The organism is Halobacillus sp. B29 (assembly GCF_052246755.1).
Taxonomy (GTDB): Bacteria; Bacillota; Bacilli; order Bacillales; family Halobacillaceae; genus Halobacillus; species Halobacillus halophilus.
In genome coordinates, this window is record NZ_JBQQCM010000004.1 from 151,121 (window position 1) to 165,603 (window position 14,483).

The following is a 14,483-nucleotide window of genomic DNA, read 5'->3' on the forward strand; positions in this document are numbered from 1 at the left end:
TTAGACAGGGTTAGTACCGGGTACATACTTCAGAGCATGAGATGCTATAATTTTGGAGGTGAACGGAAGTGGAAAAAACAAATATTCAAGGTACTTCCATCAATGCAAGTCGTCTCGGATTAGGAACATGGGCGATCGGCGGCTGGATGTGGGGTGGAACAGATGAAAAACAATCCATAGATACCATTCATACAGCGCTTGATCATGGAATTAATCTTATTGATACCGCTCCAGTATATGGTTTTGGACGCTCCGAGGAAATTGTAGGAAAAGCCGTTCAGCAATATGACGGAAATCGAGAGGATATCGTCCTGGCAACCAAAGTAGGCATGGACTGGAACGATGACGCTGTTTTTAGAAATGGAAGCAAAGAACGAATTCATAAAGAAGTGGAAGACTCCTTACAGCGCCTGCAGACAGACTACATTGATGTCTATCAGGTACACTGGCCTGACCCGATTACACCGATTCACGAAACGGCAGAAGCACTGCACTACCTTCATAAGCAAGGTAAAATTAAAGCGATTGGTGTAAGTAACTTTTCACCAGAACAAATGGATATATTCAGGGAAGCAGCACCGATTCATACGCTGCAGCCACCGTATAACTTATTTGAAAGAGATATTGAAAAGGATATTCTTCCTTATGTACAGGAACACAATATGACTACGATTTCTTACGGATCCCTCTGCCGCGGTCTTCTTTCAGGCAAAATGTCCTCTGACCGGGAGTTTGAAGGCGATGATTTGAGAAATGAAGATCCTAAGTTTCAGCAGCCAAGATTCAAGCAGTACTTAAACGCTGTTCATGAGTTGGATCAGCTCGCTCAGAACCGTTACGGTAAACGCGTCCTGCACCTCGCACTTCGCTGGGTGCTTGATCAGCCAGGTTCCGGAGTCGCTTTAATGGGCGGCCGTCGTCCGGATCAGCTGGACCCTGTTAAGGAAGTGGAAAACTTCAGCATTGATCAGGAAACGATGCAGGATATCGATGAAATTCTGCGCAAGCATATTCAAGATCCAGTAGGACCTGAATTTATGGCTCCACCTGACCGTCAGGAATTAGGACTTAAATAAATTTCACCAAAACCGAGCTTGCCTGCCAAGCTCGGTTTTTCTATGATGGTAAGGGAACCATTGTCATGCTCAATCGTATGCAAAAATGAAAAGTAAAGGAGGTTCATCCATGGAAGTTCTCATATGGGCCATTATTATCGTATGTTTTTTAGCCAGCTTCGCAAGTATTATTTTTCCGATCATTCCCGGACCACTGGTCTTATGGATCGGGTTTCTGGCTTATTTCTTCTTTCTTAATGGCGAAGAATTATCATGGTTTTTCTGGACAGGCATTATCCTATTAACGGTATTACTAATCGTCTCGGATATTATAGCGAACAGCTATTTTGTAAAGCGATATGGAGGAAGTAAGTGGGGAGAGCGCATGGCCGCAGTTGGTGTCATCGTTGGTTCATTTATTATCCCGCCGTTTGGAATTATCGTTCTGCCATTCATTCTCGTGATCGTGACGGAACTGATTCAGAAAAGATCCAATGAGGAAGCATGGAAAGCCGCCATCGGTTCTCTGTTTGGGTTTTTAAGCGGGACGGTAGCGAAAATCGTGATCCAACTCATCATGATTATTTGGTTTTTCTTTGAGATTTAACAAATATGTAAAAGTCCCAGGTGAGATCCATCTGGGACTTTTCACATGAAACAAGACCTTACATAAAAGTCTTTTTTTATTATCCGCCTATTCAAGAGGGTTCAGTTGAAAATGAATCATGCTTTCTCGCTTCTAATTCTTCCGTTACTTGGACAACAGGCTCATCCCAGGGATGGTTAGGGTAAATACCATGTTCAATAATGTTTCTTAGCAGCTTTTCATCTCTCGGAATGGAAAATTCCACTCGAACCGAAGTAACCTTAGTCGTTTCTCCTATGTTCCCTTCTGTTGGTACGGAAGTTTCAGAAGGAACAAACTGCTCTACTCCATCATTGGAATGCCAGACCACATGTTTATAATGACCATATTCTAAGTCATCAATCTTCAATACCCCTTTAATTTGACTTTCTCCAAATAATCTGGAACAACGAAGGTTCTAATTCTATAAATTGGTTTTAACTGCATATACAATCACCTTTCCTAGCAAGCTTGATTACTATCTTACCACCTTTACGAACTTTTCTCTTTTCTATTCAAAGTTCCGCCAAATCTCCATATTGATTATTACAGTTAAGCTCCCGATACTGTAATAATCAGTTTCGAGACTTTTGAGAGAATTAGGTCCTCCGGGGGACGATTTCGCTTTCCGTGGGCATGTGGTAAGCTTCCTCGGGCTTAACAGCCCTGCGGGATCTTACCGATCATGTTCATCCCACAGGAGTCTGCATCGTCCCCCTCCGGACCTGGCCGAATCAGAAACTCGAAATCACTTCATACACGATTTGCTTGGTGAGAAAAAAGCATGGGATGAGGCGTGTATTTTCATGCTAGTACGATGTGGAAAAGCTTGTCATAGAAGCATTTAGGACCTATTTAGAAGGAGAGCATTCACTTTTTTGGAAGGGTCCGTTATTCTCCCGTAGCTGAGTTGGTGGGGAAATGGCGAGACTCCCATGGGAGAAGGAATCAGGTGAGATCCCGCAGGGAGTGAAACGAGCGAGGAAGCTCACCGTTCCCCCATAGGAAAGCGAGTTATTTCCCCACCAACCCTATACCTTTTTAAGTAACGGCCCCAGATTTATCTCGAATTCGAGTCTTACAGTAAACGGCCCGATTGTCGAAGATTACTCTGATGAATAATCAACACGGTAATTATTCTGCGTCATTCTTTTCAGAGAAACCAAACTAAAAAGCAACCCTCTCCCAGAGGCTTGAAGGAGAGGGTTGCTTTACACATTCATTATTTAATTACGTCCCATACCTTTTAGGAAATTCATGAGCATGGTAATGCTGCGATTAATCTCAGGATCTTTCAAGGCTTTAGCTAAATCCAAAACAGAAGTTTTTTCATTGGAGGATGCAGCAGCGTTCATCTCCTCCATACCCTGGTTAAGCTTAGAGGTCACGTCCCTTACTGTCTTCAGGTCTAGATCGCCGAGCAGATAGACGATTTCTGGAATATTCTCCAGAATACCCGTGTACATATCACGGTTGATTTCCTCTACAATGTTAGCGAGTATTTCTTTTCGTTTGTAGGTGAAAGCCGTAGCAGCATCCAGCGTCTCACTTTCCTCAAGAGCTTTTAAAAGATCAATTCCCTTTAAAATGGCTGTTTTATTATCGGCAATGGCCGCTTTTACTTCTTCAAAATCTTTCTCAATTTGTTCCTCGCGGCTGGCTTCATACTTTTTAATACTCGTAATTGGTTTCGCCATTATCGCTTCACCTGACTTCCAGGAAATTCGTAATCGTCACGCTTCCATTTCTCCTCAACTTTAACACTGATTTGAGGGACAGGATTACCGCGTCTATGATTGTTATCAGGAATTGGTGATTTACCTTTTTTCTTAAGCACTTTCATTTTCACCGCAATTTCTTTATAAGCTGGTGTATCTGTGTCCTTATCGACCCGGTTATCGGTAAGCAGGTTCACCGCTGATTTTCCGGTTCCATTCATCGGCACGAACAGCTCTTTCCCTTTCACACGATCCGTAACGGTTACAGTTCCAGTCGCTTCACCTGATTCAGAGATCAGCTTAACCCGGGCTCCTTCTTCAATGCCCCGTTCTTTCGCCAGCTCCTCTGAAACCTCTACGAAGGAATCCGGTGTCTTCCTGGATATACCTGCGGAACGGTACGTCATATTCCCTTCGTGGAAATGCTCCAGTAAACGTCCATTATTTACGTGTAAATCATATTCTTCTGTGGTGTCATACATTAATTCAAAGTCTAATGGATAAAGGCGCGCTTTCCCATCCTCGAATGGAAAACCATCTACGAAGAGCAATGGCTCGTCTGTTCCATCTTTCGCTACTGGCCACTGAAGAGAATCATAGCCTTCCAGACGATCGTAAGTTACACCGGCAAATAAAGGAGCCAGACTTGCCGCTTCGTCCATAATTTCAGATGGATGCTTGTAATTCCAATCAAAGCCTGCTTCTTTAGCGATATCCTGCAGGATTTCCCAATCTGGTTTTGTTCCTTGCAGCGGCTCTAAAGATTGATACAATCGTTGAATCCTTCTTTCCGTATTCGTGAACGTCCCTTCTTTCTCTAAACTTGGAGAAGCCGGAAGAACAACGTCTGCGTATTCCGCTGTTCGTGTAAGGAACAGATCCTGCACGATAAAGAAATCGAGTTTTTCAAAAGCGGCAGTTACGTAGTTGATGTTGGCATCGACGATTCCTGTATCTTCCCCAATCACATACATCATGGACAGATTGCCATCATGAATGGCTTCTATCATTTCGTGGTTGTCCATGCCTTTTTCCTGTGGCAGATCCACACCCCATGCCTCTTCGTAACGTTTTCTTACTTCATCATCCGTTACGCTTTCATAGCCTGGGTATTGGTCAGGCTGACTTCCAAAGTCACTGCAGCCCTGTACATTGTTGTGACCGCGAAGTGGATACGCGCCTGTGCCCGGTTTGCCGTAGTTACCTGTGATCAATAGCAGGTTGGAAATGGCTGTACTCGTATCGCTTCCCAGCATATGCTGCGTTACACCCATCGCCCAGCAGACGGACACCGTTTTGGCTTCCACAATCTCCTTGGCAAGGTCTTTCAAGTTCTCTTCTGAGAAGCCAGTCATATTGGCAGCATATTCTAAAGTGAACGGCTCCAGGCTTTCTCTGTAATCCTCAAAACCATTTACCCAGTCGTTCAAGAAGTTTTGATCTTCCCAGCCCTGGTCCAGAATGTACTTCGTTACCGCAGAAATCCATACAAGATCGGTACCGGATTTAGGGCTGAAGAAACGATCTGCGCGTTTAGCCATTTCGTGTTTTCGCAGGTCAAATACGAACAGTTTTTGGCCAAACAGCTTTTGGGAACGTTTGATTCTTGAAGCTAGCACCGGGTGAGACTCTGCAGTATTTGAACCAATGGTCATCACTAGCTCAGATTTAGCTAAATCATCAATGGACCCGGAATCTCCTCCATAGCCAACGGTACGGAATAGACCTTTGGTGGCAGGTGCCTGGCAGTAACGAGAGCAGTTATCGACGTTATTCGTACCAATGACCTGGCGGGAAATCTTCTGCATCAAGTAAGACTCTTCATTGGTCGCTTTAGAAGAAGAAATGAACCCTAGATGATCGGCTCCTTTTTCAGCTTTAATTTCATTCATACGGCGAACCGCATAAGCAATTGCTTCTTCCCACTCTACTTCTTCAAAGGTATCTCCGCGGCGGATCAGCGGTTTTTGCAGACGATCATCTGAGTTCACATAATCCCAGCCAAATTTCCCTTTGACACAGGTGGAAATGCCGTTTGCCGGGGACTCAGGATGAGGTTCTACCTTCAGAATTTGGCGGTCTTTTGTCCATACATCAAAAGAGCAGCCAACTCCACAGTAGGTGCAAACGGTTTTCGTTTTATCGATACGCTCTTCACGCATGGCCGCTTCTGAATCAGATACGGCAAATAAAGGCCCGTACCCCGTTTCCACTTTTTTCGTTAAGTCGATCATCGATTTTAAAATACCTGGCTGCTGATCGGTTAAAAAGCCGGCTTCTTTTTCCATTCCGACTTCCATCATGGCATTACATGGGCAGACGGTAGAGCATTGGCCGCAGTTTACACACGAAGACTGGTCAATCGGCACATCGTTATCCCAGATAACTCTAGGCTCCTGGCGTTCCCAGTCAATGGTCAGCGTTTCGTTTACCTGAATGTCCTGACAGACTTCTACACAGCGTCCGCAAAGAATGCACTGATCCGGATCATATCGGTAAAAAGACCCGGAGTCATCACGGTTATAAGATGTCGGCTGAAACGGACGGGACTGGTGATCAAGCCCGAAGTCCGCCATGGTATTATGAATCTCGCAATCTCCATTATTATAATCACAAACGGTGCAATAAAGTTCGTGCTTTTCAAGCACCCGATCAAGCGCCTCTTTTTGTGCTTTATGTACATGAGGCAGCTTCGTCTGGACCCGCATTCCTGCTTCCACTTTCATTCCGCAGGCTCGCTGAATTTCCCCATTAACCTGAACCATACATGTATCACATGTCTGGATCGGCCCAAGGGATTCGTTGTAGCATATTTGAGGTACATCCTCGTCTGTTGTGTTAATTAAATCTAATAAATTCTGCCCCGGATCAGCTAAATATTCCGTGCCATTAATGGTCACGACGGTATGGTCTCTGTCGTTCAATTGAATTCCTCCCTGTTCGGTGTGACGGTTTCATTATTTTCTTTTAAATCAATACGCTCCGGATGAGTATAGACATTCATCCTCCCGCCGCGTATGAATCCGACAGCGGTTATGTTTAAATCTGCAGCAAGCTGCAGGGCTAAATCGGTAGGAGCCGACTTAGACAGCAGGCACCCGATTCCCATTTTAGAAACTTTCAAGAGTACCTCTGAAGAAATGCGGCCGCTGAAAATAATGACGTGATCTTTTTTGCGGCCTCCGTTTTTAATGACGTGGCCATATAGCTTGTCTAAAGCATTATGTCTTCCTATATCAGAAAACTGTGTTTCTATTTTTCCATCTGATGCTATGGCCGCCTGGTGGACCCCGCCCGTACGCTGAAAGGTGTGGGCGTTTTCATGAAACGATTCCATCAGCTGCATGCAGCTTTCCGGAGATAAAGTAAACTGATTCATCACGGTGCGGGCCGTTTTCGCATCATTTTGAAAATAAAAAGCCCGGCTCTTCCCGCAGCACGAACCAATCCAGCGTTTCTGTTCGCTTTCTCCCACTGGAATGGGGCGAGAAGTTTCCACATAAGCAAATCCTCGTTCTTCATCTATAGATAGCTGTTCTATTTCCTTTATGGTATAAATTGCTCCTTCGGTTGCCAAAAACCCAATCACCAATTCTTCCAGGTGATCCGGGGTACAGACCATTGTGGCAAACTCCTGGCCATTAATCATAATGGTGAGAGGAAACTCTTCGGCCACAATGTCCGTCGTTGCATAGGCGTCAGAACCATCTACACGAACCATATTCCACGTTTTTGTACCTTTACTCATAGTTCCTCCCTCTTCCCAGTAATTACAACTTATTTTCCTCTTTTGGAAAGTTTTAAACCTTTGCACCCATAGCTTTCCAGCTTAACACTGGTAACTATATCCTATTGTTCCAACTTATGACTGTTTTTTCAAATATTTATGCCTGAACAACCTGTACATAAGAATTAAAAGTCCACTAACAAACCCGACCATCCCACCTGTAAACCCTACATTCCTGATAGGAAAAACCTCTACCGCTAATCCGCCACCTACCATCGTCATGCCAAGGATTACATTCGAACCTGATTCAATAAACCCAAACACACTACCCTGCCGGACGGAAGGAATCCTTTTCATAACGAGTGTATCCAGGAAAGTTCCCGACATTCCGCCGATCAGAGCTATCACAAAAAAAGAGAGCATAAGCTGATATAAGGTTCCCGCCTGGCTCGCATCCCCCTGCAGTACCCCCTCCATGACAAGCGCAAGTATGGAAAAGAGCAGGAGATGACGCTTCACAATTTTCATTAAGAAAAAACTCGTCATGAGTCCCGTTCCAAGCGCACCATAAAGTAGACCTACCCCAAGCTCACCGCTCGAAAAAATTTCAACGGCATAGACGCTGATCAGTACGTTAAAAATTCCGTCCATCCCTGCCCCTAACCATTGAATGAAGACTACCAGAATAATACCTGTACTCAGCCAGTCCCGGGCTTTCATCTCTAAGCGTTGAGGTTCGGAGTTCTCTTGAACAGGGTTTTTCTTTACTTCCAGTTTTCTAATTAGAAAAGCGGCTGCAGCAAATGACACGGCATTAAACACAAACACTATGTACGTTCCAAAAAAATAGGCAGCGGCGCCCCCTGTTACGGACCCTAAAATAAGCACAACTCCGGTTCTAAATTGTTCCAGTCCATTAACTACCGTTAATTGTGAAGGTTCGGTTATCTTTCCAATCGTGCTTTTTCTAAACGGCTGATAAAAAGCCTCCCCGCATGACAGGACGAAAATTCCTGTGAAAGCCATCCACATATCCTTATCCGATTCAATCAAAGCAAAGCTGAGGGCAAAAGGAATCCGAAGCAAGTCAGCGGCTATCATAAGGTATTGGGGAGCGATTCGGTCGGCGGCTTTTCCACCGCTCGGCGAAAGAAAAAGGTAAGGAAAAATCCGCAGACCGAGTGCTGTCCCTACCGCCATCCCTGAGCCGGTAACCTGCAGAATAAGTGTCAACACGGCGACCTGGCTGAATCTGTCCCCCACTCCACTAATGATACCTGAATAAAACAAGCGGCGGTACGAATCGTTTGCTAACATCCCTTATACCCTCCATAATTTAAAATTAGATACTTATCTAATTAGTCGGTTAAAAAAAAGAGACCAGCGTCATCATTAGACAACGACGGGCCACATTTCTTCAGGGTTAAGTTCATAACGATTGTTCTCTCTGTACATGAAGTGATGCATAATCCATTCTCTTCGCACCGTAGCATAATCCTCAAAGAACGTTTGAATGTATTCGTTCACTTCTTTCTCCTCATAAGTTTTTCCTGGTTGGAATGCTTTAACATAATAAGCCAGAATAACGACACGCTTTTTCAACTGGCTGGGCATCTGCTTGAGTTTTCCATCTACCGTGATAAAGCTTTGAAGAATCTGGCGCTCCTCTTTCTCTGTTACCTGCCATTCTTTATCAGCCTTCACATTTTCATCTCCTATTCGTGTCACAGCCTCTGCCATAAATGTAAGTTTCTTTTCATCCAGATAAAAATAAATCGTGTTTTTATCCCGGCGTGAGTAAACCATTCCCGTATCCTTTAATTTTTTTAAATGATGGGTAATTGTCGGCGGCCTAAGGCCAAGTTTCCCTGCAATAGCTTGCCCATGAAGCGGTCCCTGTCTAAGCAGAGCAATAATACGTAACCGTGTTGGGTCCCCAGCGGCTTTATGAAAGGCTACCATTTTATCTAACTGCATAATAAGTCTCCTTTTCCATCTAATTAGTTATCTATCTAATTAGATGTTAATAAAATTAACTAGTAAAGTCAATGTCGATTTTCTTTTTTATGAAACAATAAAGTGTCAGCTTAGTCCTATGTAAGCTGACACTTTATTGCCGTGCACTATTTATATTTTTCATCTAATTGTTCTTTCCACCGAACCAGAATGAAGATAATAAGTACAATCATCACTACGACAATTAGAGTTCGCAGCATTCGAAGATCTTCAAAAAGGCCAAAATAAGACAGCACCAGGGTAATTCCAATAATTACTCCCGCTGCCACCAGAATGCTTCCATAAATCTTATCTCTTAAATCTTCCATTGACGCCCCTCATTCTTTACTTTTTCAAAAGTTCCTCTAGCTAAACCAGAATACTACACCTAGTAAAGCTATTAAAAATAGTCCGATTTCCACCAGGGAGACTTTAAAATTCTGTCTGTTAGAGGAGAACTTCCATTCTGCGAAGGCCTGAAAGCCAAGCAGGACTACTGTAAATATGGCTACCATTGCCGATATAGCCAATGGCTTATTTATAGTCCACGGCAACGATGCGAGGATAAGGATTATAAATAAACCACGAAGCCTCGAGTCCCCTTTTTTATGAAAATCATTAATATGATTATAGGAAAACCATTTCTTCTTATCTGCCCCTAATAGGTTCCTCAAAATAAAAGAAATACCTATTAAAGGAACTATAATGGCTGCCAACTTTATAATAAACATTATGTCAAAAACATGATTCGCTACACCGTTTTCCATCAAACTCACTCCAAGGTCGTCCTAATTACGAAATCGTGTTAACTGGAAGGACAAAAAGACCCAATGATCTTTCATCGGGTCTTTCGCTTCGTACCTTCTTAACCTAGCTGTTGAGCCTCACTTTTCTTTACGGTCTTCTTCGAACGTACCCCAGTCGTAGCCTGATTTTCCCCAGCTGATTAGAAACATAGCTTGCGCTGCAATCATCAGGAGTACAATGACTAAACCCATCCTGAAAACCACCTTTATTAAAGTGACATGATATTCTTGGTCAACCTTAATTTAACATATTTAACCAATTCATTGAATAGAAAAACACCTGTTATTAAAGACTCATTAAATGTGTCTGGTGATCTTATAAGCAAGTTGTTACAGTATAGGGCCGGATTGTGGAAGACTCAGTTTCGAGATATCTTAGGTCCGTTGCAAGATGAGGAGGTGGCTGGTGGGGAAATAACTCGCTTTCCTATGGGGGAACGGTGAGCTTCCTCGCTCGTTTCACTCCCTGCGGGATCTCACCTGATTCCTTCTCCCATGGGAGTCTCGCCATTTCCCCACCCACCCAGCCAAGGGAGAATAACGGACCCTTTCAGAAAAGAGAAAGCTCTTCTTCTAAATAGGTCCTAAATGCTTCTATGACAAACTTTTTCACATCGTTTTAGCATGAAATACACTCTTCATCCCATCCTTTTTTCTCACTAAGCAACCAGTGTATTTAGTGGTTTCGAGTTTCTGATTCGGCCAGGTCCGGAGGGGGGGACGATGTAGACTCCTGCGGGATGAAAATGACAGGGGAGACCCCGGAAGGCGAAGCCTGAGGAGGCTCCGCGCATTCCCGCGGAAAGCGAAATCGTCCCCCGGAGGACCTTCCGCTCAACAAATATCTCGAAATCAAGTCTTCAAGTAAAGGGAGCTTATCTGAAAGAAGCAATAAGATGATTGGATGATTGGATGGATCTCTTTTTTATATGAGAGCCGTCCCTATTTCTGGTTTTTCATAAACGCGAGGACTTTCTGGTCGATCCAGCCTCTTTCCTGTTCTCTGCCCTCAAAGTTTTCCGTATGCAGATATGCTGTTAGCGCATCATACACGTCAGAGTCTGGTAAATCGACGCTTTCCATGTAGTTTAACCGGTGGAGTTGAGCGATAATATCCGCTTTCACTTCCCCTTCAACGGGTAACCTATGCTTCTCAAGTGTTTCTCCAAAATAGAGCTGCTGCAGTTGATAAATGCGTGAAAGTTCCTGGATAGGCTCAGGGTGGTCATCCACCCGAAGATCCACAAAAACGTCACTCAAGCCGCCGTACCCGCCTTTATCTTTGACAACATAAATAGCAGCGGATTGTTTTCCGCGGCTGTCTCCTCCAGCTTCCTGAGCAGCTTTTAATCCTTCCAGCAAACGGTCGGCGAGAGACCCCGAAGCTTGCTCAAAAGCACGCCCCATATGGGTTACCGTTTCTTCGTTCACCAGAATATTTCCCTGTGCCGCATAATGTTCTCCGGTTATTCCGCCTGCCCACTCATAACACTGCTTACCTGTGAAAGTGGCGGTATTTCCTTTTGCATCTACTATCCCTACCTGACGATCTTCTGAAAATTCATCCTCCGCCGTCAGTTTCTCAATCACTTCACTCGCTGTATGACCTTTTTCAAGAAGGGAAAGTCCATTCGGTCCGTAGGAAGGGTTAGCAAAAGCCTGGGTCGCAATTGCTCCCACACCCGCTTTAGCCCAGGGAACAACCGAACCTACCCCTAGAAACTTCGACTGTACGGCCACTCCTAACTCTCCCGTTTTCGGATCATATCCTGCGATAGAGAACGTGGCGATAATATTCGATTTATTTTTATTCATAATTTTTCCCTCCATTCCGTACTTTTTCGACCTTTATCCTTATAACTCCTTCTTTAAAATAGAGAACATCGCTATGTTTCTATAATTAATGAAAGGGTATAACATCTACTGTAAATTATTATTGAAAAGAGGAGATGATACGAATGAAACCGATGATTCGTGAATATAGCAATGATGAAAAATTGATGACAGACGTTAAATCCTTGCAGGACAATGGTGTTCATCCAACAGATATTTATATTCTTTCTCATGATGACGACCGCACCAAACGCATCGCCAATAATGTAGATGCAAACACGATTGGTTTTTCCGAGCAGGATTTCACCAATATCATCAGTAACATTTTCAGTAAACAAGGTGACGAACTGCGTACGAAGCTTCAGGAAATGGGATTCTCAGAGTCTGAAGCTGATGAGTATGAAGAGGATATGGATGAAGGAAAAGTTCTTTTAATTCTGACCGACCAGGAGAAAGCTTCAGGCATTTTAGACTAAATCAAAGGTAAAGCTCACTGACGCTGTCAGTGAGCTTTTTTTTTTAATAGGTAGTAAACCAGGTCCATTTTTGCAGATGATACGTAATGTAGCGAACAAGAGTTAAGTTCCCTTTGTATTCCTCATAGTCGGCTGTGTAATGGCCGCTGTCATTATTCCAGATCCGATCGAAGTATTGGTCTACCTCTTGAAAAACGTCCTCTTCTGAATTCCCTTTAATCACCACATCCGCTTCCAGGTTTAAATTCGCCAGATTACGGCGGGTGTAATTCGCAGAACCCCCGATGATTACACTATCGCTTCCTTTATTAATATACAGCATTTTGGCATGGTACTGTTCAATATTGACATCATACCAGCGTAGGTTAATGTTGTTATTTCCAAGCCGCTGCATTTCCGCTGCTACCGGCAGGTTAGGAAGTCCAGGTTTCTCATGGCCGAAGGACTTTTTATTCGGATCCATCACAATATTGACGGTTGCCCCTCGATCCGCTGCCTTGTCCAGAAGGTCTATAATTTTGCGATCCGACAAGTAGTACATGCCGAGCCACACTTCATCGCCTTCTCCCGCTTTTTTCAACTCTTGCTGTATCGAGCGATAGATTTTTCCTTCCGTAACAAACTGAGCCGTTAAGTTACCTTCCTGTTTCTCCCAGGAGCGGTTTTCATACGCTGGGAAGTCAGCTTCTCCAGAATAATTGACCACAGCTTCCTCTGCCTCTAAGATATCTTTAATAATCGGACCTTCCATCTTAAACGCTGCATTCTCATGATAGCCACTTGCATCATGAGGGTTGGCTGTCGAAACCATAGCCGCATCCTCTGTAACGAGCAGCTTTCTATGATTGGCTTTAATATTCAGCAGTTTTAAATATGAGCGCAAGGTAACATCCGGTGCTTCTTTAGCCAGTGGGTTACCGATCCAGCCTTCTCCTTCTGTGCCTGTCCAGGAAAAGAACAGACGCCAGATGCTGGAGTAGACAGGGTTTGAGTCGCGCAGTTTATTCAAATTTGTTAAAACCACATCTACCCCAGCATCTTCCAGACGGCGAATGGTCTCCGATTCATAGGATCCATAAATCGTGTTAATCTGATCGGTAATAAACACAACTTTAAGATCCGGAACTTCTTCTTTCTGACGGACAATGGCGTTTACCAGATTCTCTGAAATAGCAGGAAAATCTTTCTCTCCATTCGTGTAACCATTAAATAAAAACATGTCTGCGACAATAAAGTCATCCGCTTCCGCAATCGTGTTATTTAACTCCTGAAAGATCTGCCTGTCGTGCACCGTTTCCCCTGATTCATTCTCATAAGTCAGATCGTAAAAGAACTCAATATCATCCATGGAATGAACATCTCCCTCATACGAAACTCCTTCAGGAAGAGCCTTCCAGGATGTGTGATAACCAATCGTAATAGAAAGTATGAGTATAAATGCCAATATAATCCAAAAGACCTTGCTTTTATGTAAGTTCTTAAGTTTCTTCACGTTACGGTCCCCCTTTTTAAATACTTTACAGTTTAGCCCTAATCCTTTTGGCTCAAACCTGGTAAATAATAGGTGGATCCACCTAAAAACCCTGACTAGAAAGAGGGACTCTAGTCAGGGTTTTATTTATCTTACGATTAACTTGGGACGCTTCACAAAGAGCAGGCTGACAACAAGGGCACTCAGGATAAAGGCAGGGAGCATATAGCCGCCATTGTAGAGCAGAGAATATAACCAAACAGGCTGACCTTCTGGTGCAAATTTCCCGTAAAATATAATACCGGCAATGAAGTGACCGATAAACCTAAGAGAACTGCCAATAAGACAGCCGATAGCTATCCACATGACTAACGACTTTTTATGATCTTCTTTAATCGAATTCCACAATGGTTTCGCTACTACTCCTGCAAGACCAATGACCGCAAATGCCAGAATGTAGTCGATCACGGTTTGCATAGGAGTGATAATGATGGCCCCGGTCAGGATCTGATAGAATCCCAGTAACAATCCGGTTAACACTCCGCCTCTCACACCCCAGCGGAAGGCCATAATAAAGACCGGAACCATGGCAAATGATATCGATCCGCCCTGAGCCCACAATTTAAAGGATAGAAACGGAATAATATCTAGCAAGATGGCAAGGGCTGAGAAAATCGCCACTTCTACCATAAATAATACTCGTCTATTTTGCATTGTATCCTCTCCTTTTAAAGACACAAAAAAAGCAATGCCAAAGGGAAGCTTCCTGATGGAGGA

The 14,483-nt window shown here is 43.8% G+C and carries 14 protein-coding genes; 3 read left to right on the forward strand and 11 right to left on the reverse strand.

Annotated elements, in window-relative coordinates:
* Positions 1–68 precede the first annotated feature (68 nt).
* Positions 69–1,076, forward strand: coding sequence for an aldo/keto reductase (locus ACTWP7_RS06995; RefSeq protein ID WP_443122559.1), 1,008 nt, complete (start codon positions 69–71; stop codon positions 1,074–1,076).
* 109 nt (positions 1,077–1,185) lie between these two features.
* Positions 1,186–1,662, forward strand: coding sequence for a DUF456 domain-containing protein (locus ACTWP7_RS07000; protein ID WP_443122560.1), 477 nt, complete (start codon positions 1,186–1,188; stop codon positions 1,660–1,662).
* Positions 1,663–1,753: 91 nt separating this feature from the next.
* On the opposite strand, the gene ACTWP7_RS07005 is transcribed toward ACTWP7_RS07000, so the two are convergent.
* The 9 genes from ACTWP7_RS07005 to ACTWP7_RS07045 all read right to left on the reverse strand — a co-directional run bounded on the left by ACTWP7_RS07005 (position 1,754) and on the right by ACTWP7_RS07045 (position 11,741).
* Positions 1,754–2,050 (reverse strand): hypothetical protein, encoded by a 297-nt coding sequence (locus ACTWP7_RS07005; protein ID WP_443122561.1) that lies wholly within the window; start codon positions 2,048–2,050, stop codon positions 1,754–1,756.
* A gap of 856 nt (positions 2,051–2,906) precedes the next feature.
* A complete protein-coding gene (locus ACTWP7_RS07010) occupies positions 2,907–3,377 on the reverse strand; it encodes a DUF1641 domain-containing protein (protein WP_443122562.1) in 471 nt (156 codons plus the stop codon).
* On the reverse strand, positions 3,377–6,322 hold the full coding sequence (gene fdhF, locus ACTWP7_RS07015; protein ID WP_443122563.1) for a formate dehydrogenase subunit alpha: 2,946 nt from the start codon (positions 6,320–6,322) through the stop codon (positions 3,377–3,379). The genes ACTWP7_RS07010 and fdhF overlap by 1 nt, the downstream gene beginning before the upstream one ends.
* On the reverse strand, positions 6,319–7,146 hold the full coding sequence (gene fdhD / locus ACTWP7_RS07020) for a formate dehydrogenase accessory sulfurtransferase FdhD (protein WP_443122564.1): 828 nt from the start codon (positions 7,144–7,146) through the stop codon (positions 6,319–6,321). The genes fdhF and fdhD overlap by 4 nt, the downstream gene beginning before the upstream one ends.
* Before the next feature lie 114 nt (positions 7,147–7,260).
* On the reverse strand, positions 7,261–8,442 hold the full coding sequence (locus ACTWP7_RS07025; protein WP_443122565.1) for an MFS transporter: 1,182 nt from the start codon (positions 8,440–8,442) through the stop codon (positions 7,261–7,263).
* 75 nt (positions 8,443–8,517) lie between these two features.
* Complete coding sequence (locus ACTWP7_RS07030) at positions 8,518–9,102, reverse strand: DUF2087 domain-containing protein (protein WP_443122566.1); 585 nt, start codon at positions 9,100–9,102, stop codon at positions 8,518–8,520.
* Positions 9,103–9,248: 146 nt separating this feature from the next.
* Positions 9,249–9,449 carry a hypothetical protein gene (locus tag ACTWP7_RS07035; RefSeq protein WP_443122567.1) on the reverse strand — a complete coding sequence of 67 codons (201 nt, stop codon included), beginning with the start codon at positions 9,447–9,449 and terminating at the stop codon, positions 9,249–9,251.
* A 36-nt stretch (positions 9,450–9,485) separates the two neighbouring features.
* A complete protein-coding gene (locus ACTWP7_RS07040; protein ID WP_443122568.1) occupies positions 9,486–9,887 on the reverse strand; it encodes a DUF4181 domain-containing protein in 402 nt (133 codons plus the stop codon).
* Positions 9,888–10,868: 981 nt separating this feature from the next.
* A complete protein-coding gene (locus ACTWP7_RS07045) occupies positions 10,869–11,741 on the reverse strand; it encodes a DUF1028 domain-containing protein (RefSeq protein WP_443122569.1) in 873 nt (290 codons plus the stop codon).
* 143 nt (positions 11,742–11,884) lie between these two features.
* Here ACTWP7_RS07045 and ACTWP7_RS07050 point away from each other — a divergent pair, with 143 nt between their 5' ends.
* Complete coding sequence (locus ACTWP7_RS07050; protein WP_443122570.1) at positions 11,885–12,235, forward strand: general stress protein; 351 nt, start codon at positions 11,885–11,887, stop codon at positions 12,233–12,235.
* Positions 12,236–12,278: 43 nt separating this feature from the next.
* Here the strand turns inward: ACTWP7_RS07050 and ACTWP7_RS07055 are convergent, their stop codons facing one another.
* Together ACTWP7_RS07055 and thiT are read right to left on the reverse strand one after the other, a co-directional pair.
* Positions 12,279–13,727, reverse strand: a complete 1,449-nt coding sequence (locus ACTWP7_RS07055) for a phospholipase D family protein (protein WP_443122571.1) — start codon at positions 13,725–13,727, stop codon at positions 12,279–12,281.
* Between the two features lie 126 nt (positions 13,728–13,853).
* Complete coding sequence (thiT, locus tag ACTWP7_RS07060; protein ID WP_014642948.1) at positions 13,854–14,420, reverse strand: energy-coupled thiamine transporter ThiT; 567 nt, start codon at positions 14,418–14,420, stop codon at positions 13,854–13,856.
* Between the last annotated feature and the right edge of the window lie 63 nt (positions 14,421–14,483).